This is a genomic window from Campylobacter sp. CS_NA3, assembly GCF_027797495.1.
Lineage (GTDB): Bacteria > Campylobacterota > Campylobacteria > Campylobacterales > Campylobacteraceae > Campylobacter_B.
In genome coordinates this window covers 1,216,753-1,238,136 of record NZ_CP115609.1, presented here as the reverse complement: position 1 = coordinate 1,238,136, position 21,384 = coordinate 1,216,753, and the positions used below count along the sequence as shown (strand labels likewise).

The 21,384-nt window shown below is 33.7% G+C and carries 18 protein-coding genes; 12 read left to right on the top strand and 6 right to left on the bottom strand.

The window, feature by feature from the left end:
* Positions 1-6 precede the first annotated feature (6 nt).
* Positions 7-1,368: a COG3014 family protein gene (locus tag PF026_RS06175; RefSeq protein ID WP_270863637.1), complete on the bottom strand. Its 1,362-nt coding sequence runs from the start codon at positions 1,366-1,368 to the stop codon at positions 7-9.
* A 271-nt stretch (positions 1,369-1,639) separates the two neighbouring features.
* Between PF026_RS06175 and PF026_RS06170 the strand changes: the two genes are divergently transcribed.
* From PF026_RS06170 to PF026_RS06145, 6 genes are all read left to right on the top strand, one after another.
* Complete coding sequence (locus PF026_RS06170; RefSeq protein WP_270863636.1) at positions 1,640-3,742, top strand: ribonucleoside triphosphate reductase; 2,103 nt, start codon at positions 1,640-1,642, stop codon at positions 3,740-3,742.
* 1 nt (position 3,743) lies between these two features.
* Entirely contained in the window at positions 3,744-3,908 is a 165-nt protein-coding gene (nrdD, locus tag PF026_RS06165; RefSeq protein WP_270860509.1) for an anaerobic ribonucleoside-triphosphate reductase, read from the top strand.
* Positions 3,901-4,587, top strand: a complete 687-nt coding sequence (locus PF026_RS06160) for an anaerobic ribonucleoside-triphosphate reductase activating protein (protein ID WP_270863635.1) — start codon at positions 3,901-3,903, stop codon at positions 4,585-4,587. The genes nrdD and PF026_RS06160 overlap by 8 nt, the downstream gene beginning before the upstream one ends.
* Before the next feature lie 60 nt (positions 4,588-4,647).
* Positions 4,648-5,670 carry a ribonucleotide-diphosphate reductase subunit beta gene (locus tag PF026_RS06155; protein WP_270863634.1) on the top strand — a complete coding sequence of 341 codons (1,023 nt, stop codon included), beginning with the start codon at positions 4,648-4,650 and terminating at the stop codon, positions 5,668-5,670.
* A gap of 364 nt (positions 5,671-6,034) precedes the next feature.
* Complete coding sequence (locus PF026_RS06150) at positions 6,035-6,721, top strand: protein-L-isoaspartate(D-aspartate) O-methyltransferase (protein WP_270870405.1); 687 nt, start codon at positions 6,035-6,037, stop codon at positions 6,719-6,721.
* Between the two features lie 75 nt (positions 6,722-6,796).
* A complete protein-coding gene (locus PF026_RS06145; RefSeq protein WP_270870406.1) occupies positions 6,797-8,602 on the top strand; it encodes a hypothetical protein in 1,806 nt (601 codons plus the stop codon).
* 47 nt (positions 8,603-8,649) lie between these two features.
* Here PF026_RS06145 and PF026_RS06140 read toward each other — a convergent pair whose 3' ends face one another.
* Complete coding sequence (locus tag PF026_RS06140; protein ID WP_270870407.1) at positions 8,650-9,168, bottom strand: hypothetical protein; 519 nt, start codon at positions 9,166-9,168, stop codon at positions 8,650-8,652.
* Positions 9,169-9,291: 123 nt separating this feature from the next.
* Here PF026_RS06140 and PF026_RS06135 point away from each other — a divergent pair, with 123 nt between their 5' ends.
* The 5 genes from PF026_RS06135 to rfaQ all read left to right on the top strand — a co-directional run bounded on the left by PF026_RS06135 (position 9,292) and on the right by rfaQ (position 16,647).
* Positions 9,292-12,735 carry an acyl-[ACP]--phospholipid O-acyltransferase gene (locus PF026_RS06135; protein ID WP_270863631.1) on the top strand — a complete coding sequence of 1,148 codons (3,444 nt, stop codon included), beginning with the start codon at positions 9,292-9,294 and terminating at the stop codon, positions 12,733-12,735.
* 82 nt (positions 12,736-12,817) lie between these two features.
* Positions 12,818-13,780, top strand: a complete 963-nt coding sequence (gene waaC, locus PF026_RS06130) for a lipopolysaccharide heptosyltransferase I (RefSeq protein WP_270863630.1) — start codon at positions 12,818-12,820, stop codon at positions 13,778-13,780.
* Positions 13,773-14,675, top strand: a complete 903-nt coding sequence (locus PF026_RS06125; RefSeq protein ID WP_270863629.1) for a lipid A biosynthesis lauroyl acyltransferase — start codon at positions 13,773-13,775, stop codon at positions 14,673-14,675. Before waaC ends, PF026_RS06125 begins: the two co-directional genes overlap by 8 nt.
* The gene (locus PF026_RS06120) at positions 14,668-15,546 is read left to right on the top strand and encodes a lipid A biosynthesis lauroyl acyltransferase (RefSeq protein WP_270863628.1); all 879 of its coding nucleotides are present in this window, start codon (positions 14,668-14,670) and stop codon (positions 15,544-15,546) included. Before PF026_RS06125 ends, PF026_RS06120 begins: the two co-directional genes overlap by 8 nt.
* Positions 15,547-15,573: 27 nt before the next feature.
* Positions 15,574-16,647, top strand: a complete 1,074-nt coding sequence (gene rfaQ, locus PF026_RS06115; protein WP_270863627.1) for a putative lipopolysaccharide heptosyltransferase III — start codon at positions 15,574-15,576, stop codon at positions 16,645-16,647.
* Here rfaQ and PF026_RS06110 read toward each other — a convergent pair.
* Positions 16,644-17,735 (bottom strand): glycosyltransferase family 9 protein, encoded by a 1,092-nt coding sequence (locus PF026_RS06110; RefSeq protein WP_270863626.1) that lies wholly within the window; start codon positions 17,733-17,735, stop codon positions 16,644-16,646. The two genes, rfaQ and PF026_RS06110, sit on opposite strands and share 4 nt — an antisense overlap.
* Positions 17,725-19,017, bottom strand: coding sequence for a hypothetical protein (locus PF026_RS06105; protein WP_270863625.1), 1,293 nt, complete (start codon positions 19,015-19,017; stop codon positions 17,725-17,727). Before PF026_RS06105 ends, PF026_RS06110 begins: the two co-directional genes overlap by 11 nt.
* Positions 19,018-19,130: 113 nt before the next feature.
* Here PF026_RS06105 and waaF point away from each other — a divergent pair, with 113 nt between their 5' ends.
* Positions 19,131-20,063 carry a lipopolysaccharide heptosyltransferase II gene (gene waaF / locus PF026_RS06100; RefSeq protein WP_270863624.1) on the top strand — a complete coding sequence of 311 codons (933 nt, stop codon included), beginning with the start codon at positions 19,131-19,133 and terminating at the stop codon, positions 20,061-20,063.
* Between the two features lie 10 nt (positions 20,064-20,073).
* Here waaF and PF026_RS06095 read toward each other — a convergent pair whose 3' ends face one another.
* Together PF026_RS06095 and gmhA are read right to left on the bottom strand one after the other, a co-directional pair.
* Entirely contained in the window at positions 20,074-20,820 is a 747-nt protein-coding gene (locus PF026_RS06095; RefSeq protein ID WP_270863623.1) for a glycosyltransferase family 25 protein, read from the bottom strand.
* A gap of 3 nt (positions 20,821-20,823) precedes the next feature.
* Positions 20,824-21,381 carry a D-sedoheptulose 7-phosphate isomerase gene (gmhA, locus tag PF026_RS06090; RefSeq protein WP_270863622.1) on the bottom strand — a complete coding sequence of 186 codons (558 nt, stop codon included), beginning with the start codon at positions 21,379-21,381 and terminating at the stop codon, positions 20,824-20,826.
* Positions 21,382-21,384: the final 3 nt, after the last annotated feature.

Below are 21,384 nucleotides of genomic sequence, written 5' to 3'. Positions count from 1 at the left end.
AACTCCTTAAAATATGATTGTATCAATATAGTTTAAATTTCGTTGTAATGATTTTATATAAATTATTGCATTTTTGTTTGGCGGAATTTGCGAATTTGTGATTTTTTCGCCGTTATCGCCTGAAATTTGCAAATTTAATCCGTTTTTGTTTTCAAAACTCGCACTTTGGAAATTCGCAGGTAAATAGCTCCAATAGCGAATATCTGCACGATTACTTAGCATATTAAACATAGCATAAATCGCCCCAAATGCCACTCCGTCTTTGTGCTGTGAAAGCTGATATTCTAAAATGATTTTTGAAATTCCTAGAAAAATTTGTCGATTAGCCCTAAGATTTGCCGTGGCTTTAAATTCAGCCGCGATGATCTCGTTCATATCGGTTATTTGCGTGGTTTTTGCACCATTTATCTGCAAAAATTCATACGAAGTATTTCGTTTTTTTAGCACCGGCAAAGCTACATTTAGCGACATAAACGCTCTATCGATTATAAACGGAAATGAAAAACCGCTCTCTTTTAAACCTGCACCTCGCCCGTTTTCATAAATAACCCAAACTCGTTTTTTTGAATTTCTTGCATTTAGCGAATTTGCGAGTGAATTTGCATAAGCTAAATCTTTTTTGATTTGCCCATTTTTTGGCATTATAAGCGAAACTTCTTTTAGCAAATCAGCTCCCTTTGAATAACTTCCGTCGCACAAAAAGAAAATTCCTGCTAAATACGATGCAAAGGGATTTACAAAGTTACTACTAGCCTTTAAATTTGAGTATGAATTTTCGTAAAAATTTAAAAATTCGTTGATATTTTTTGAATTTGCATTATAAAGATAGCGCCCCGTTTCATCGGCGTAATTTGGTTGCGTTTTTGCTGCTGCTAAAATATCGTCCATAAAATGGCGTTTGGCGATTTCTTGGCGTTCTAAAATGCGGTTAAATTCGACCCTTGCATTGTCAAATTCGCCCAAATTCATAAAATTTAAGGCTTTGTATAAATTTGTCATAATTCGCTCGTAAAATTTGCCGTTATAATCTAAAATGTTGTCGTTTGTAAAGGACGAAACTATCTCATTTAGCCCTTTTACAAATAAATTTCGCTCATCGACTGCGGTTTTATAATTTCCTTCTGCGATGTCAAAAAAATAGTTGCTTTTTTCGTAGTTTTTGCAGTTTCTAGCAATCGAACCTGCGCTATTTGCGGCAAAAATCTTATCGTCGTTTTTTGCAACCATTTTTGCGTAGTCTTTTATATCGCAAATTCCGCGTGAAATTTCGTAATCAAATTTAGCTATTTTATCGCCATGCCCTGTAAAAACAGCACACCCGCTAAACAAAAATGCCGTAAAAATCAAAACGAAAATTCGCAAATTCACAGGCTTTCCTATTAAAAAAATTACGAAATTATATTAAATTTATTTAAATGAATTTATGCTTTAAATTTACAAAATATTTAGATACAAAAAACTAATTTTTTGATTTGAATTTAAGTTCTAAAAATATCTTGTAAAGTTCGAAATTTAGGATATTATTAATATGTTATAACAAAGTCATAAAATTGATAATTTTATCAAAAAAAGTTGCAAATTTTAAGTATAGTGAAATATTTTTTTCATTATACTCGCTTCGTGAAAGGAAATAAATTTTATGAAAAAAATTATCAAAAGAGACGGAAGCGCTCAGGAATTTTTACCTTACAAAATCGAAGATGCAATTAAAAAGGCTTTTAAAAGTGAATCATGGCCTTATGATAAACGAGTTTTTGAAAGTGTTTTGCAAAGTATAGTTTTTAAAGAGAAACTAGGCGTCGAAGAGATTCAAGATTTGATTGAAAAGTCGCTGTATTCGCACGGATACTTTGCCGTTATGAAAAGTTTTATGATCTATCGCCACACGCATAAAATGCAAAGAGAGCAAATTTTGGGCTTAAATGACGATACGACCTACATAAACTGCACTCAGACAATAAATGAATATATAAGCAAATCTGATTGGCGAATATCTGCAAATTCAAACACAAGCTACTCAAATGCAGGGCTTATTAACAACACCGCAGGAAAAGTCATTGCAAATTATTGGCTAGATAAAGTTTATAACAAAGAAGAAGGCGCGGCGCATAGAAACGGGGATTACCATATACATGATTTAGATTGTTTGAGCGCTTATTGTGCTGGTTGGAGTTTGCGAGTTTTATTAAACGAAGGCTTTAACGGCGTTAGGGGACGCGTTGAAAGTAAAGCCCCAAAGCACTTTCGTGAAGCACTTTATCAAATGGCAAATTTTTTAGGAATTTTGCAAAGCGAATGGGCGGGAGCTCAGGCATTTTCGAGTTTTGATACATACCTCGCACCTTATGTTTTTAGAGATAAACTTAGCGATGATGAGATTAAAAAAGCCATAACTAGCTTCGTTTTTAATCTAAATGTGCCAGCCCGTTGGGGTCAAAGTCCATTTACAAATGTTACGATTGATCTTACTTGCCCTGATGATTTAAAAGAGCAAATTCCAACTAGCAACGATATTCATTTATTTCGCGGAATTTGCGATGACGAGCTTTTAAAGGAAGCTAAAAAACGGGGCAAAAATTCGCTAGAAGAGCTTACTTACGGCGATTTTGAGCCTGAAATGGGTCGGATTGTGGTTGCGTTTTATGAGGTGCTAACGCAGGGCGATAAATGCGGTCAGCCTTTTACTTTCCCGATACCGACTGTGAATTTAACCGAGAGTTTTGACTGGGAGAGCAAGGCAGCAGAAGCGATTTTTGAAAATACCGCAAAAATCGGTTCTAGCTACTTTCAAAATTTTATCGGAAGCCAATATATCACAAATGAAAATGGCGAAAAAGTGCCGAACCCAAAAGCCTATAAGCCAGGGGCAGTTCGCTCTATGTGTTGTAGGTTACAGCTTGATTTAAGAGAGCTTTTAAAACGGGGTGGTGGTCTTTTTGGTAGTGCGGAAATGACAGGAAGTATCGGCGTAGTAACCATAAATTTAGCCCGTCTTGGATATTTGTATAAAGATGATAAAGCAGGGCTTTTTGCTAGACTTGATGAGCTATTAGAACTTGCAAAATCAACCTTGGAGAAAAAACGCAAATTTGTAAATGAAATGTTTGAGCGTGGGCTTTATCCATACACAAAACGCTATTTAAACGGCTTTAATAACCATTTTAGCACTATTGGCATTAACGGCGCAAACGAAATGATACGAAATTTTACTGATGATAAAGAAAACATTACGACTAGGTTCGGGCGAGAATTTGCTAGTGAAATTATCGAGCATTTGCGTGAAAAAATTCGCCTTTTCCAAGAGCAAACAGGAAATTTATATAATCTCGAAGCAACTCCGGCAGAAGGCACAACTTATCGTTTTGCAAAAGAAGATAAAAAACGCTATGAAAATATATTACAAGCAGGGTCGGATAAAAATATTTACTACACAAATTCAACACAACTTCCGTCATATTTCGGAGATGATCCGTTTGAAGCTTTGGATTTGCAAGATGACTTGCAATCTAGCTACACAGGCGGAACAGTTTTTCATTTGTATATGAAAGAGCGCATTAGTTCTGGCGAAGCGTGTAAAAATTTAATTAGAAAAATTGTTAGTAATTACAAGCTTCCTTACATAACAATAACACCGATTTTTAGCGTTTGCCATAAACACGGCTATATCGCAGGTGAGCATGAGTTTTGTCCGAAATGCGATGAAGAAATTTTGCAAGAATATCAAAAAAATAAAGGGGCATAAAATGGAATTTCCAAAAGAACTTGAAGCAAAACGCACAAAATGCGTAGTTTATACTAGGGTTATGGGCTATTTTAGACCTGTTGAGAGCTTTAATCTTGGCAAAAAAGGCGAACACAAAGAGCGAGTATTTTTCGTGGAAAAAAAGGTAAAAAAACAAAGTGCATAAAAGTCAAATTTATGAAATAACGCCATTTACGATGCTAGATTTTGGCGAACTGACTGCTTGTATCGTTTGGTTTGTGGGTTGCAATATGCGTTGCATTTATTGTTACAATACCCAGCTAGTCGTAAGCGAAGGAAATGTCGGCTATGACGAGCTGAGTGAGTTTTTGAAATCTCGCATAGATAAGCTTGATGGCGTTGTTTTTAGCGGTGGCGAATGCACACAAAATGTCGATTTTTTTTATTTGGCAAGGGAAGTTAAAAGGCTTGGATTTAAACTTAAAATTGACACAAACGGCTCAAATCCAAATATCTTAAAAAAGGCAATAGAAGAGAATTTGATAGATTTTATCGCACTTGATTTTAAAGGCGATGAAAAACACTTTGAATTTATTACAAATTCAAATTTGTATTCTAATTTTTTACAATCATTGCGTTATTTAGTAAGTATAAATTTTGATTTTGAAGTGAGAACAACCGTCCATAGTGATTTTATTGATGAAAAATTGATAGAAAAAATGGCAAAAATTTTAGAAAACGAAGGTTATAAAGGGACATATTTTTTGCAAAATTTTTTATATACAGGGGAAAATTTTGGCTGTATCGGCGAACCCGTGAGCAAATTTGACCCCACAAAAATAAAATCAAATTTAAAAATTTCTTTGCGAAATTTTGACAAGTGAATTTATAAATTTCAGCAACTTTTAGTTAAAATTACCGATAAATTTATCAAAGGAAATGCAATGAATAGGAAAAAAATCTACAATCCGTTTTCTGATGAAACGCTTACAAATCGCAAGGTTTTTGGCGGAAATCCGCAAGGAATTTTAAATTTCACAAAAGCAAAGTATCAATGGGCTTTGAAACTGTGGGACATAATGGAAGCAAATACTTGGTTTCCAAAAGAGGTTGATACAACTGATGATGTTAGGGACTATAACTTCAACTTAACAGCTGCCGAAAAACGCATGTATGATTTGGTTTGGAGCCAACTTATCTCAATGGATAGCTTCCAAACAAACAACTTGGCTGATAATATAAATCCTTATATAACAGCCCCTGAAATCAATGCGATTTTAGCGCGACAAGCCTACGAAGAAGCAAATCACTCTAAAAGCTACGCCGTTATGGTCGAAGCCATTTGCGAAAATACCGATTTGATCTATGAAATGGAAAAACACGACGATGTTTTGCGCGAGAAAAACGATTACATTTCAAGCATTTATGAAGAGCTTGCGGGCGAAGTTACCGAAGATAAACTGCTTTTGGCTATGGTTGCAAATCAAATTTTAGAAGGAATTTATTTTTATAGCGGATTTACTTCGATTTATGCGTTAGCTCGTGCCGGAAAAATGCTGGGTTCAGCGCAAATGATTCGCTTTATTCAAAGAGATGAAATCACGCATTTATTGCTTTTTCAAAATATGATAAATTCGGTTCGCAAGGAACGACCTGATCTTTTCCACGAGCGAAATATAGATAAAATTTATGAAATGTTTGAAGCGGCAGGAAATTTGGAAATCAAATGGGGAAAATATATCACAGATAACCAAATAATGGGCTTTACAGATGATATTATCGAAGAGTATATTCACTATTTGGTAGATCAACGCCTACTTGCAATCGGACTAGAAAAGAAATACAATGCTTCCCACCCGATAAAATGGGTTGATGATTTTTCTAAATTTAATGATCAAAAGTCGAATTTTTTTGAAAGTAAGGTTACGAACTATTCAAAAGGTAGCCTAAGCTTCGACGATTTTTAAATGTCTTGTGGAATTGAAATATTTTTGTTTTTAATTCCCCAGACTTGAACGGATTAAGGCGTAAATTCGGACAATTCCTACGCTCACTACCGACAAAGGTAGTTTCGCTTGAAATCGTCCGAATTTATGCCTTACTACGCCTATTCTGTCTTGAATATTTTTTTATAAATTAAACAAAATCGCATAATTTGTCATTGCGAGAAATGCGAAGCATTTCGAAGCAATCGCCAGTGGTTAAATTCGCTGTTTGCTATTTTATAAATTCAAAACTACGAATTTGTTGTTGCAAAAATTCATAAAAATCTTAAATTTAAGCAAATTTATCTTAAAATATCGCCGTTAAATTTAAAAAATTAGGATACAAATGCAACCTTTGGAAAAAGCAAGATGTGCGAAAATGGCGGACGAAATCGCCGATAAAATTCAAATCAGCCCGAATTTATATGAAGCATTTTGTGCCATTTCTCGTTCTGAGTTTGTCCCTGTTTCGGCTTACGCATTTAGCCTAAATGCCCAACCCATTTTAGGAAATCAATGGATAAGTTCGCCTTTGACGGTTGCGAAAATGACAATGGCATTAGAGTTAGAAAATGCAGATAGTGTCCTTGAAATCGGCTGTGGAAGTGGTTATCAAGCTGCCATTTTAAGCAAAATCGTGCGTAGAGTTTTTACAATCGAACGCATAGAACGCTTGGTAAAAGAAGCCAAAAAACACTTTGCAAATTTGAATTTAAGCAACATAAATGTGCGTTACGATGATGGAAACGCAGGCTGGAAAGACTATGCTCCTTATGATAGAATTTTGCTCTCAGCGGCCGCAAAACAGATCGACAAACGGCTTTTTGATCAGCTTACAATGGGCGGAATTTTGGTTGCTCCGATTGAGAAAAACGGCGTTCAACAAATCATCAAATTTACAAAAATGCCTTTACCGAATTTAAGCACAAATGGGGCTTTAAATTTTGATAAAACAGGCGAAAAATCGTATCGTATCGTAGAAAAAATCATAGAATCTTGCGAATTTGTGCCGCTTCTTAGCGGACGAGAATAAATTTAAAATTGATTGTATTTTAATAACTTTTACACTAAAATTCATAAATTTTTAACTAAATTCAAAGGATAAAAAATGTTAGAAACGAGTCCTGAAAATGTCAAATTAATGGTTGAGAGCTGGAAAATCCATAACAAAAATCAATTTTGGGTAAAAAAATCAAACAATATAGCAAAATATTTAGGCGAATTAAGGGCAGTTTTAAGTTCATTTAATGAAACAGAAAATGATTTTTTTCAGAATTTTTATATAAATTCAAGCGACGGAAATATTCATAGCACGAAAATTTTAGAACTTGGTGAAAAATATGAACGAGCCGAGTTTTTCTTTATTGATAAAATTTTAGAATCAAATATGACTTCGCACTATTATGATTTTGTTTTTAAAAATAAAATTATCGCCAAAAAAGAAATTTTTCAAAATGCTTCTGCTTTAAGCGTTGAAAATACGCTAAAAGGGGAAGATAAAAGCATAATTTCACTTTATGTTTTTATAGAAAATGTAGCCAAAAATTTTAACACAACTTGTGCCGATAGGACACAAAGAGATGAATTTAAAGGAAAGTTAGTCAAATTTTATGATGCTATTTTTAAGATTTTTTATACCATCGGTGGCGAGATTTCGCTTTTTTATTTTGATTTAGTTTTGCATAATCAGCCTTTGATTTTAGTCGAATTTATAAAAACAGCCATTAATGCGACTTCATTTGATGAGATTGAACTTTATCTGACAGATGACGGACTTTTGAATTTTAAAATTGCAGACAATGAAAATTTCCGCCGCATAGAAAAAAATGAACTTTATACGATAGCTTCTGCGTTTGCGATGTTAAATGAAACCTTTCCGAGTTTTATTTATTCTGCTGAAAACGCAGAAATGTTAGAGCAAACTTTTGGCGAAAAAATATTAAATTTTAGCGATTTTCAAAGATTATGTGATAAATTTCTAAGCGAATTTTCTCCGTATCCAAGCGATGCAAATTCGTTGATGAAATATATTTATACCGGGTTATTTTTTGATTATATCAAAAATTTTAAATCACAAGATTTAGCCAAAAATACCATTTTTTATGGAGCTGTGGGTTCGGGCAAAAGTAGAAAAATAGCAGAAATTATCAAATCAAAAAAATTAAGCTATGATAGGTTTAGCTATATTTCGCTTCACCAAAGTTACGATTATAGCGACATTATAGATGGATTTATCGGAAGCGAATTTACAAACGGCGAATTTAAACAAATTTGCAAAAAGGCTCTAAGCGATCCGCAAAATGAATATTATTTGGTAATAGATAATATTAATTGCGGTAAATTTGATGAAATTTTTGGCGAAACGGTTGAACTTTTGAAAAAACGCTACGATCAAAATGAGCCGTTTTCGATGATACGCACGAAAAATTCGCACATCATCGATAAATTTGATGAAGCCAAAAAGGCTGAATTTAGTGTGGTTGTAGAAAACGGCAGGTCGTATTTTGCTGTGCCAAAAAATTTATACATTTTATGTGCTACAAATGGCAAAAATGACGGCATTTCGCCATCATCTGCTAAGGTTTTTAACTGGGTCAAAATGGGTTGTAATTATAGCGTTATCGAAGATACACTAAATGAAGAAAAAATTAAAAATTCAGCTGCTTGTGTGGCTGTGTGCCGAAATTTAAACGATTTTATCGCCAAAGACGGTCGTTTGGGTACCGAAATAGGGCATGGTATTTTTATGAAACTAGTTGATTTTCAAAGCAATTCCCAAATCACACAAGATAGCTTAAATAGCTTTTTTAGCGAAGTTTTAGAACCGATTTTAGAGTGTTGTTATATCTCCAAAAATAGCGATACAATGGCAAATAAACAAATATCTGCTATAAAAGATATTTTTAAATTGTAAATTTGATTTAAAAGGATTAAATTTGGCGCTATTTTGCCAAATTTAATCTAAATTTCCACATTTTCTATTTTTATATTTTGTTTTTGGCTTAGGCTTTGTGCTATTTGAGCTATTTCGTCTGTTTTTGGAAGCACGATATGAACGCTTTTATCAAAGCCTAAAAAATAATTTTCATCAGTGCAAACTATTCTTTTTAGCAAACTAATATCAAAAATTTCGCTAGGTTTTGGTGTGTTATCAGGTGAAAATGAAATTTTGTCATCTTTAACTATAAAATTCATTTTTGAATCGCTAAGATTTAAATTTTCTACTTTTTTGATATTTTTTTCTATGTTTTTGTTGTAAAATTTTGGAAAATATATCAGCCAAAGAGCCGCTAAAATAGTAGAAATAATCGTAGTAAATGGCGAAAATTTCAAAAGTGTATCTGTGATGATGCCCACTAGTATAAATTCAAAAGGAATCGCGTAAGTGCTAAAAAATCGTTGTTTTTTCGCACTTTTGCTATGATTAAGCATAAATTTATTCAAATTTGTAACATCTTTGTTGGTAACCGTAACTTCCATATCGTCTCCGTAAAAATAAAAATCCTGCAATTTTAACAAATTCGGGCTTAAATTTTTACGATTTTTATAGTTTTAAAGCAAAAATTTGGTAGGATTTTATGTCTAAACTAAAAAGGTATTTTAATGGGAAATTTATTTAATATCAAAGGTTTTTGGGCGTTTATAGCTATAATGTTTATAAACGCTAGTGTTGATTTAGGGCATAAAATCACAATCCAAAATGTGCTTTTTAAGAGCTTTGACGGCGAATTTTTAGCGATTACAACGGCGATTGTAAATATGCTAATTTTGCTTCCGTTTATCCTATTTTTTAGCGTTGCAGGTTTTGTAAATGACAAATTCTCGCGCACAAAAGTTATAAGAGCTATGGCGCTACTTGGCGTTTTGCTTACGCTTTTAATCACGATTAGCTACTATTTTGGCTGGTTTTATGCTGCATTTGCGCTTACTCTTTTACTTGCATTTCAAAGTGCGATTTATTCGCCTGCAAAATATGGTCTAATAAAACGCTTTGTCGGACTTGAAAATTTAGGAACTGCAAACGGCTTGATTCAAGGAATCACGGTCGTTGCGATACTTTTTGCCTCATTGATTTTTTCTATAATTTTTGAAAAAATCGTCGTTGTCGGCGAAGGTATAAACGAAACTTTGCAGTCGATTTGGTTTATCGGCGTTATTTTGGTGATTTGCGCGATAGCAGAAGCTGTTTTTGCATTTAAAATTCCATATTTTGAAGCTACAAATAACGAAGCTAAATTTGAAGCAAAAAAATACTACACGCTAGGATATTTAAAAGAAAATTTAAATTTTGTGCTAAAAAGTAGCAATGTTCTGCTTTGCACACTCGGGCTTGGCGTATTTTGGGGCGTTTCACAGCTTATCATCGCTGTTTTCCCTGCCCATTTTAAGGCAATCACGGGCATTGATAACGCTGCATTAGTTCAACTAATTTTAGCGATGAGTATCATAGGGATCACGCTTGGTTCTATAACGGCGGGAAATTATTGCAAAAAACATATTGAAATGGGAATCGTGCCTTTTGGTGCGTTTGGTCTGTTTTTATGTTTAATGGGATTAGCAAATTCGCACTCTGTGTTTTGGATGATGGTTGCTAGTTTTGGATTTGGTTTTGCTGGGGGAATTTTTATAGTTCCTTTAAATGCAAATATCCAATTTTTCACGCCAGAACACAAAATGGGTCGCGTTTTGGCAGGAAGTAATTTTGTTCAAAATATTTTTATGCTTTTTGCCCTTGTTTTGGTTATTTTGCTTGTTAAATTTCCTATTGCCACAAGGCATATTTTGATTTTAGCAGCCATTTGTGTTTTGATAAGTGCGCTTTTTGCGATTAAATACTTACCGCATTTGTTTGTGCGAATTTTGGCAATTCCTTTCCTAAAAATGGGCTATAAAGTAAATGTCGATGGCGTTGAAAATATACCACAAACAGGCGGTGTTTTACTGCTTGGAAATCACATTAGCTGGATTGACTGGGCTGTCGTGCAAATCGCTTCCCCGCGCCCAATCAAATTTGCTATGCACAGAAGCTTTTACGATCTTTGGTATCTAAAATGGTTTTTGGAAATTTTCAAAGTTATTCCGATTGGTGCAGGAGTTAGCAAAAGTGCCATTGAAACTATTAGAACGAAATTAAACAACGGCGAAGTTGTGGCACTTTTTCCGGAAGGTCATATTAGCTACAACGGACGAATCGATGAATTTCAGCACGGCTTTGAAGTCGCAGCACACGATACTAACGCAAAAATCGTGCCGTTTTACATAAGGGGGCTTTGGGGTTCGACATTTTCAAGAGCCGATAAAAACTACAAAAAACTATTTTCAAAGCACGGTAAATCGGCACTTCGTGTAAGTTTTGGCAAACCAATGGATATAAATTCAAAAGCACCGCAAGTCAAAGAAAAAGTGGTTGAATTATCATTTTTTAGCTGGGAAAAATATTTAAATTCGCTAGAACCTATGCAGTATAACTGGCTAAAACAGGCTAAAAGCAATCTTTTTAAAAAGGTTATGGTCGATACGACGGGCTTAACAATGACAAATTTAAAGGTGCTAACGGCTTCGATTTTATTTCACAATAAATTTGAGAAAATTCTTGGTAAAAATAGAAATGTCGGCGTTGTTTTGCCAAGCTCGGTTATGGGAAGCATCGTAAATTTGGTGCTTTTTATGCTGGGAAAAGTCGTTGTAAATTTAAACTACACTTTAAGCGAAGAAAATTTAATCAAATGCTCTGGGATGGCTGAGTTAGAGCATATCATAACTTCTCGCACCTTTATCGAACGCCTAAAAGGTCGTGGATTTGATTTAGAAAGTAGTATCGGCGAGAAGTTAGTTTTCCTTGAAGACATAGGCAAAGAAATTTCGCAAAATGACCGAGTAAAAGCACTTTTGAAAGCAGTTTTGCTGCCTAAATTTATGCTTGATTTTCTATATTTTCACTACACAAAAATCGACGATGAAGCGGTGATTTTATTTAGTAGCGGAAGCGAGGGCAACCCAAAAGGCGTGGTTTTGACGCATAAAAATTTAATGGCAAATATAAAACAAATTGCGGATTTGGTAAATGCAAGTAAAAATGAAGCTATTTTAGCAAATTTGCCGATTTTCCACTGCTTTGGACTAACTGTAACTGCGTATTTTCCATTAAATGAAGGATTGCTTAGCATACATGTGCCTGATCCAACAGATGCATTTAGTGTCGGTAAAATGGCGGCAAAATATGGTGCTAGTTTGATGTTTGGCACTTCGACATTTTTGCGAATTTATACCAAAAATAAAAAATTAAATCCGTTAATGTTTTCAACTCTTCGCTTAGTCGTAGCAGGTGCTGAAAAGCTAAATTCGGTGGTTCGCCAAGAATTTAAGATTAAATTTGGTATAGAAGCCTACGAAGGATACGGCGCAACCGAAACTGCGCCTGTGGTTTGTATAAATACGCCAAACATTTTAGAGCCTGATTTTTTTGGCGAACTAATTTTTAATAAACCAGGAAGCGTTGGGCTAACGCTACCCGGAACCATCGTAAAAATCGTAGATCCAAATAGCTATGAAGAGCTTAAAAACGGCGAACAAGGCTTGGTTTTAATCGGCGGAAGCCAAGTTATGAAGGAATATTATAAAAATCCTGAAAAAACTGCAGAAGTCATCATCGAAAATGACGGCGTTAGATACTACAAAAGTGGCGATATAGGCTATAAGGACGACGACGGATTTTTATTTATCACTGATCGCCTTTCTAGATTTGCTAAAATCGGTGGCGAGATGATAAGTTTGGGCGCAGTTGAGAGTGCATTAAGTGAAATTTTTAAAGATGAGATAAATTTTGCGTGTGCAAATGTTAGTGATGATAAAAAAGGCGAAAAAATCGTAATGCTTTATAGTGGTGAGCTAGGTGAAAGTGAGATTAATGAGCGAATAAAAAGCTCGAAAATCACGGGCATTATGCAACCAAGCGTAATCAAAAAAATCGATGAAATCCCTGTGCTTGGTAGTGGCAAGGTAAATTTCAAGGCGTTAAAAGAGTTAGCGAATACTTTGAGCGAGTAAAGAGCGAGTTTAATTGCCCTTTACCGCTTTTTTAGGATTTTTTTTATAAAATATTTAGTTAAATTTAAAAACGGAAAAAAGATTGAAAATAGCGATAATTAGGCTTTCGGCACTCGGCGATATAATTCAGACTTCGGTAGTCTTGCAATTTATCAAAAAAAATGTAGAAAATGCCGAAATTTACTGGGTTTGCGATGAAAAATTTGCCAAAATTTTAGAAAATTTGCCAAATTTAAACGGCATTATAAAAATTCCGCTTAAAGATAAAAAAATCGCAAAATCTTACCAAATTTTAAAAGAATTTAGTGGCAAATTTGATCTTATTTTGGATTTTCAAGGTTTGATTAAATCCGCCATTGTGGCTAGAGTTTTAGGAAAAAACACTTTTGGATTTGATAAATTTAGCCTTAGAGAGAGTTTTGCTGCAAATTTTTATAAAGATAAAATTCCTTGTGATTACGGCGAAAATACGATTATTCGCTATTTGACACTAGCAAGTAAGGCTTTGGGTTTTAAATTTGATGAAAATGAAATTTTAAATAAGCGAAAATGTTTTAGCACTAAGCCAACAAATTTAAAATTTGCTAATGCTAAAAATGTTTTAATAGCGCCGTTTGCGAGTGAGCCAAGCAAATGTTACGACAAATTTAAACAAGTTATAAATGGCTTAAATGCAGAAAAAATTTACATTTGTCATGGCAATGAAAACGAAAAAAAGCGTGCCGAACGCATCGCAGGGGGCGCTAACGCCGAAGTTTTGCCAAGTTTGAGTATAAATGAAATGATAAGCGTAGTGGAAAATATGAATTTGGTTATCGGAAATGATAGTGCCATAACGCACCTTGCATGGGCGCAAAATGTGCGTTCAATCACGCTTTTTGGCAATCGCCCAAGCCGGCGAAACGCATATAAAACGCCGATAAATTTGGTGATCGATACAGGCAAAAAAATCGATCCAAAAAAAATCGATAAAAATGATTTTTGTATCAATGAAATACCGCCACAAGCGATAATTTCAAAAGCAAACGAGTTGTTAAATGGATAAATTTTATCTATTTTTATATAAATTTTTTAATTTTGTTGTAAATGCTTTACCAAATAAAATTGTATTAGGATTTTTAAATTTTATCGCATTTTGCTTTTATAAATTTGATAAAAAGCATTATCGCATAATGAGCGTAAATTTGGGCTTTTGCTTTCCAAATTTAGCTAAAAATGAAATCGATAAAATCATAAAATCAACATATAAAAATTTTGCATTTTTTGCTTATGATTTTTTAAAAAATCAAAATTTAGACAAAGACCAAATTCTAGCAAAGGTAAATTTTATAAATTCACATTTTTTAGAAAATTCACTTAATTCGGGACGACCGATTATAGTGCAAACAGCGCATTATGGTAACTGGGAGATAACTTCCCTAGCAATGGCAGCAAAATACGGAAAAATCGCCATTGTAGGGCGAAGACTAAAAAGTGCCGTGATGAGCGAAATTTTAAGAAAAAAAAGAGAAAAATTTGATATAGAGCTAATCGATAAAAAAGGCGGCGCAAAGCAGATGATAAGTGTGCTAAAAAAAGGGATAATGCTTGGAATTTTAGTCGATCAAGATGCCGGTTTTGAAGGTATCGAGTGCGAATTTTTTGGCAAAAAGATTATGCATACGCCTGTGGCTTCTGTTTTTGCACAAAAGCTAAATGCTTTGATAGTTCCTGCTTTTGCCCGTAGGAATTTAGAAAATCCAAATTTAACGGACTTTGAGTTTTACGAGCCTATCGACATAAACAAGCTTGGCAAAAACACAGTGCAAATCGCAACCCAAATGCAAAGCGATGCCACAAAAAAAGTTATCGAAGCTAAGCCAGATGAGTATTTTTGGATGCATAGAAAATTTAGGCATTTCTATGACGAAAGCTACAAAAAAGAGCTAGACAATGGATAAATTTTATCTATTTTTATATAAATTTTTCAATTTTGTTGTAAATGCTTTGCCAAATAAAATTGTATTAGGATTTTTAAATTTTATCGCATTTTGTTTTTATAAATTTGATAAAAAGCATTATCGCATAATGAGCGTAAATTTGGGCTTTTGCTTTCCAAATTTGAATAAAAATGAAATCGATAAAATCATAAAATCAACATATAAAAATTTTGCATTTTTTGCTTATGATTTTTTAAAAAATCAAAATTTAGACAAAGACCAAATTCTAGCAAAGGTAAATTTTATAAATTCACATTTTTTAGAAAATTCACTTAATTCGGGACGACCGATTATAGTGCAAACAGCGCATTATGGTAACTGGGAGATAATGGGACTTGCTATGGGGGCAAAATTTGGTAAAATGAGTATAGTCGGGCGAAAGCTTGATAGTGTGGCGATGGATAAAATTTTAACCAAAAATAGGGTAAAATTTGACATAGAGTTGATTTCGAAAAAAGGCGGTGCAAAAGAAATGCTAAGAGCGCTTAAAAACGGCAGAATGCTTGGAATTTTAGTCGATCAAAATGCAGGAAATGAGGGCATAGAGTGCGAATTTTTTGGCAAAAAGATTATGCATACACCTGCCGCTTCTGTGTTTGCGCAAAAGCTAAATGCCCTAATCGTTCCTTTTTTTGCCCGTAGAAACGGGGAAAGCATGACTGATATTGAATTTTACGAGCCTATCGACATAAACGAGATTAGCGAAAACGCCGTGCAGGTTGCAACCCAAATGCAAAGCGATGCCACAAAAAAAGTTATCGAAGCTAAGCCCGATGAGTATTTTTGGATGCATAAAAAATTTAATCACTACTATGAAGAGAGTTATAAATGAGCCAATTTTACGGAGCGAAGAGATAAAATGAAAATTTTAGTTATGAAATTTAGGCGTATCGGTGATGTGCTACTAACTACTCCGCTTTTAGAAAATTTAAGACATTTTTATCCAGATGCCCAAATTCATTTTGCTCTAAATCGTAGCTCAAAAGAGATGATAACGCAAAATCCAAATGTAGCAAAAATTCACATTTATGAGCGAGAAAAGATAAAAAATGCAAATATCTTTGCTAGAATTTGGGGAGAGATTAAATTTGCTCTTGAATTAAGGCGAGAAAAATTTGACATTATTATCCAAACCACAGAAGGCGATCGTGGGCTTATTTTGGCTATTTTAAGCGGCGCAAAAGAGATTGTTGCCTATCCTACAAGACACACGCAGTTAAATAAATTTATTACAAAAAGTTTGAAACATAGCGAAGAAAAACATACGGTAGAACAGAATTTAGATGTTTTGCGAGTTTTAGGATTTGAGCCTGTTAGTAAAAAAGTTTCTATCTATTTTGATGATTTTAGAGAAAAATTCAACGATTTGCCACAAAATTTTATTCATATCCATCTAATGAGTATAGATTTTTTTAAATGTTTAAGCGATGAACTTGCTGCTAAGATTATTGATTTTTGCGAGATTGATTTAGGCATAAAAGTCATTATAACTGGTGATAAAAATGAAGATGAAATGCAAAAAAATGAGCAAATTTTAAGCCTTTGCAAATCAAATCCTATTAAATTTTTAGGAAATCTAAGTTTAAAAGAAGTGGCATTTTTAAACTCAAAAGCTAGACTTTTTATCGGAGTGGATACTTCTATAATGCATATTAGTGCTGCAAATAATACGCCTGTTATCGCATTTTTTGGACCAAGCGGTGCATTTGAATGGGGGCCTTGGGATAATGATTTGCAAAAAAGTAATTATCTAGCTAGAAAAGGAATCCAAAGCACAAATAAGCACATCGTTATCCAAGATGACAGGCATTGCGTTCCGTGTGGTGCGAAAGGTTGTGAGAATTCGGGCATTAGCAAGTGCTTAACAGAGTTAGATTTTGCTCTTATTTGTAAAATTATTAGACTTAAAGCGCAAGAGTTAAATTTGATTTAATCTAAAAGTCCAAATTTTTTTATTTTTTCATATACTTCGCTTGGTTTGATTTGACGCATACCTTTTTGGCAGATACATTTTCTATCTTCGCAAAGTTTGCAAATAATCGGCTTTTGGATAAATTTGTGAATTTCTTGGTCGTAGTTTGGATATACTTCTTTGTGATTGCTACTTCCATAAAGCGATATAGTGGGCGTTTTGGTGGCTATGGCTATATGAAACGGACCGGTATCTGGGGTGATAAATAAATTTAGTTTTGAAATTAGGGCGGCTGATTTTCTAAGATTAAAATTCCCTGCCAAATTTAAAACCCTATCGCTACCTAAAATTTGCTCTAATCTATCGGTTATTTTACGCTCACCCGGGCTTCCTGTTAAAATTATTTTTATATTTTCGTGCTTTAAAAGCATTTTTGCTAGCTCACCCCAATACTCAAAAATCCACTGCCTAGAAATCACGCTTGCTCCCATTTGAAAGCCGATAAATTTAAATTTCTTAGAGTTTTCAAAAATCTCATTAACACTGCTAAAATCATCATCATCAAAGAAAATTTGCATTTTTGTGTCGCTACTATTGATACCGATAAATTTAAGTTGATTTAATCTTCTTTGCACTACATATTCGTTTAAATTTTCATCGCTTGGCGAATTTGAGTGAAATTTATTAAATTCATTATGCAAATTTGGCAGTTTAAAAATATATTTTGCACCGCTAAAAACTGCCAACGGCGTGGCTTGTGGCTCGTTTGAGTGCAAAATAAAAATGGTATCTATTTTTTTATTTTTTAAAATTTTTGCGATCTGAAAAAAATTTCGCCATTTGTTGCGATACAAAATAATTTCATCTAAATTTGGATCGTTTTTAAATAAAACATAATTTCTCGGATCTAAAACCGAAACCACTTTTTTATTTGGAAAATTTTGTTTAAAAGCACGAAAAACAGGAGTGTTAAATAAGGTATCGCCGATAGCAGAATTTGAAAAAAAACATACATTTTCAAATTCGTCTGAATTTACAAATTCGCTTTTTTTTATGCGTTTATTTAAAAGTAAAAATTTGATTATAAATTTACCAAAATCAATTTTCATTTGTTACCGCTTCTTTATTTTTATAGTTTAATACTATAAAAAGTGCGCTAAGTGCGATTATAGTTTGAATTCCAAACCACTCAAAAAGCCCTCTGATCAAATAAAAAGAGATTGCCGATAAAGATACGCCCAAGAGCAGGTAATTATTATTTTTGATATATTCGCTTATGCCTTTATAAGCTATAAAAAATACCAATGCTATAAAAAATATAACCCCAACGCCGACATGATAATAATAAGCTATAAATGCAGGTTCGTCGTGCCAGTAGTGAATAAATTTCACCTTTTTGTTTTTATCTCTTTCGGTTCTACCTGGACCTAGTTTCCCAGTAGCTTTATTTCTATTGTCATAAATAAATTTTTCGTATTGAGTCGTGCCGTAGCCTAAGCCTATTAAGGCTCTGTCGCTATTTAAAATTAAAGGCAAACGATTTTTTAAAATCAAATCTCTCCCGCTGGTAACATTTTTTTGTGTTAATTTATATTTTATATGTGGAAAAGTTTCATACGCAACGCTAAATGCCCCGCCTGCTAAAATAAAAAACATACCGATATAAAGTGCCGTTTTTACGCTGAATTTATTTTTAAGTAGTAAAAAGAAAATGCAAAATAAAAATGTCAGTGCAAGAGCCAACCAACTTGCCCTAGCGCCTGTTAAAATATTTAAAATAATTATAACTGCTAAAAAAAGCATTAGCGATATTTGTAGCCAAGTTTTCTTTTTGACAAATAAAATGGCTACAAGACAAAAAGCAAAAAGCGCATCGACACATATAGAATAATCTCTATATACTACTTTTACTCTTTTTTGCAACATTTTTGAATCAAAATTTATTACACTATCTATAATGGTATAAATCGATTCATAAAAAAGCGAACCAACTAAAACCCAAAAAATGATTTTTGATCTTTTTTCGCTTCCGTCAAACCAAAAAAGTAGCATAACAAAAAGTAGATACTCTTTTTTTACAACTCGCATAAATTCTTTAAGTGAATTATGTGACGGATCATACGGCGAAATCGATAATATAAGCGTTGTAGCTACCAAAAAAGATACTATAAAAAATAAAATTTTATTCTTTTTGAAATTCTCTTTAAATCTAGTTATTGCTATTTCATGGCATAAAATTATAAAAAATATTATAAGTGGGATAGCCGTATAAACGCCTATTGATTTTACTACATTTAAGTGTCTTATAAATTGTGCTAAAAAATATAGACAAATAAAAACAAATATTGCATTGTCAAAAATTTTTATTTTTTTTTCACTTGAAATTATCATTTATCGGTCTTTTTTCTAAAAATTTGGGTATTATAACAAAAAAATTATTAAAAAAATGGAATATGAAATTTATGAAACAAATTATTTTTATTAATAGTTATCAAGGGCGATAAATGCGAATTTTGATTGAGCTTCCGTCGTGGTTAGGGGACGGCGTGATGGCGAGTGCGGCGGTAGAGAATTTATGCCTAAATTTGCGAGGTGCAAAGATCGTTTTTTTTGGCTCGTTTGCAAGTGTAAATTTATACGAAAATCACCCAAACTGCGAAAAAATCGTCATTGATGAGAGTAGAAAAAGTAAATTTAGGCTTTTAAATTTGATAAAAACGGCAAAAAATCTTGGCAAATTTGACATCGCCGTGAGTTTTCGTTCGCATTTTGCAAGCAGAGTTTTTCTTAAATTTGCTAATGCAGGGCGTAAATTTATATTTAAAAACAACGGCGAAAAAATTCATCAAGTGCAAAAATATCTAAATTTTGTGAATTCTGCTTTGAATTTACAAAATTTAACGCAAGATCAAAAGTTGTATTTTGAAAAAAAATCGCTTCTAAATTCACAAAAAAAACTTTTAGGACTAAATCCGGGAGCTACTTACGGCTCGGCAAAGCGTTGGTATCCTGCTTATTTTGCCGAAGTGGCGACTGTTTTGAAAGATAAATTTGATATTGTGATTTTTGGTGGAGTGGGCGAAAAGGGAATTTGCGATGAAATCGAGCAAATTTTAAGACAAAATGGCGTAGTTTGTGTGAATTTATGTGGAAAAACGAGTATAAAAGAGCTTTGCGAAAATATCGCAAATTTAGATCTTTTTATCACAAACGATAGCGGCCCTATGCATATCGCAGCAGCTTTTAAAATCCTAAGTGTAGCCGTTTTTGGACCGACTAGATTTGATGAGACTTCGCCGTATGGGAACAAAAATGCAAAAATCGTTCATCTAAATTTGCCTTGTATGCCCTGCATGAAGCGAATTTGCCCATTAAAAACGCACGAGTGCATGAAAAATTTAACACCGAAAATGGTTTTGGAAGCAGTAGCTTCCTAAATTTATAAATTTAAATTTGAAAATATTTATTTCCGCTTAAATATTTATCTTTAAATCTTAGCCATCTAAGTTTTGTTGAATGTTTTGGTTGGATTATTTTTTTATCAGCTATTGCTCGTTGATTTCTTGATATTTGCAAGTTTGAATTTTTTTCCGTCAGGTCTTCATGGTGAAAAATATCGGTATAATATAAGTTAAAATTTATTTTTTGCGAGAAAAATTTATAATTATCTGCTTCGCAAAGTGTATTTCTTTGAGTATCTAAAAGGCTTTGGGCGATTTTTCTATCTAGAACATAAGCAAAAGCCCCCGTTAGCAAATAGTGAGCAAATTTTGAAACTAAAATTAGATTATCATCTTCTTTTTTCCCCCAAATTGTTTCTAAATTTTTTCTCTTACCGCAGTGAAATATGCTATTTTTAGGTAATTTCTCGGCTAATTCAAAAGCTTTATTGATACACTCATCGCTACCTATAACATCATCTTCTAAAATCAAGCAGTATTCTGCGCCTGAATTTAAAAATTTTTCGTATGCTTTTATGTGTGAAAGCGAACAGGCAACTTCATTTGGAGCTAGAAGTATGGAGTATTCAGTTAGCGAATTTATCATATATTTGTAGTATTCTTTTGACGGTATTTTGCTACCATCTACAGCATAGATGATTTCAAATTCATCATAGCTTCGAAATTGTTTTTTTAAATTCTGCCTTCTTTTGGTATCTCTTTCCAAAGAAATTACATAAACGGGATATTTCATATTTTATTCCATATACGCCTTATCCACGCCACCGCAAATGGTGTGAATAATCAAAATATGCATTTCTTGGATTCTGGCTGTATCGTCGCTAGGGACTACTAAATTTAGCTCACACGCTTCGTTCATCGCGCCGCCGCCTTTGCCACTAAAACCTATCGTTCGCATACCGATTTTTTTGGCGACTTCAAAGGCATTTAGCACATTTTTGCTATTTCCGCTTGTGGAAATTCCTACCAAAACATCGCCCGTTCGTCCGATTGCACCGCATTGTCTAGCAAAAACCGCATCATACCCATAGTCATTTCCGATGGCTGTTAATGCCGAAGTATCGGTGGTAAGGGCGATTCCTGCTAGCGGAGTTCGCTCGATTTTATACCTACCGCTTAGTTCTGCTGCGAAGTGTTGGCTATCTGCGGCACTTCCGCCGTTGCCACATATCAAAACTCTCCCGCCGTTTTTAAGGCACTCTACTATAATATCAGTCGCTTTTTTGACCGCGTTACTTAAATTCGCTGTTTTTTGTGCGACTTCTAAATGCGCTTTTAATTCATTTTCAAACATTTT

Bases quoted from the DNA above. Each gene is read 5' to 3' on its own strand.
- PF026_RS06095 (WP_270863623.1), bottom strand. From the start codon at position 20,820: ATGAAATATCCCGTTTATGTAATTTCTTTGGAAAGAGATACCAAAAGA.
- PF026_RS06125 (WP_270863629.1), top strand. From the start codon at position 13,773: ATGGATAAATTTTATCTATTTTTATATAAATTTTTTAATTTTGTTGTA.
- PF026_RS06120 (WP_270863628.1), top strand. From the start codon at position 14,668: ATGGATAAATTTTATCTATTTTTATATAAATTTTTCAATTTTGTTGTA.
- PF026_RS06150 (WP_270870405.1), top strand. From the start codon at position 6,035: ATGCAACCTTTGGAAAAAGCAAGATGTGCGAAAATGGCGGACGAAATC.
- PF026_RS06110 (WP_270863626.1), bottom strand. From the start codon at position 17,735: ATGAAAATTGATTTTGGTAAATTTATAATCAAATTTTTACTTTTAAAT.
- waaF (WP_270863624.1), top strand. From the start codon at position 19,131: ATGCGAATTTTGATTGAGCTTCCGTCGTGGTTAGGGGACGGCGTGATG.
- PF026_RS06170 (WP_270863636.1), top strand. From the start codon at position 1,640: ATGAAAAAAATTATCAAAAGAGACGGAAGCGCTCAGGAATTTTTACCT.
- PF026_RS06145 (WP_270870406.1), top strand. From the start codon at position 6,797: ATGTTAGAAACGAGTCCTGAAAATGTCAAATTAATGGTTGAGAGCTGG.
- nrdD (WP_270860509.1), top strand. From the start codon at position 3,744: ATGGAATTTCCAAAAGAACTTGAAGCAAAACGCACAAAATGCGTAGTT.
- gmhA (WP_270863622.1), bottom strand. From the start codon at position 21,381: ATGTTTGAAAATGAATTAAAAGCGCATTTAGAAGTCGCACAAAAAACA.
- PF026_RS06140 (WP_270870407.1), bottom strand. From the start codon at position 9,168: ATGGAAGTTACGGTTACCAACAAAGATGTTACAAATTTGAATAAATTT.
- rfaQ (WP_270863627.1), top strand. From the start codon at position 15,574: ATGAAAATTTTAGTTATGAAATTTAGGCGTATCGGTGATGTGCTACTA.
- PF026_RS06105 (WP_270863625.1), bottom strand. From the start codon at position 19,017: ATGATAATTTCAAGTGAAAAAAAAATAAAAATTTTTGACAATGCAATA.
- PF026_RS06135 (WP_270863631.1), top strand. From the start codon at position 9,292: ATGGGAAATTTATTTAATATCAAAGGTTTTTGGGCGTTTATAGCTATA.
- PF026_RS06155 (WP_270863634.1), top strand. From the start codon at position 4,648: ATGAATAGGAAAAAAATCTACAATCCGTTTTCTGATGAAACGCTTACA.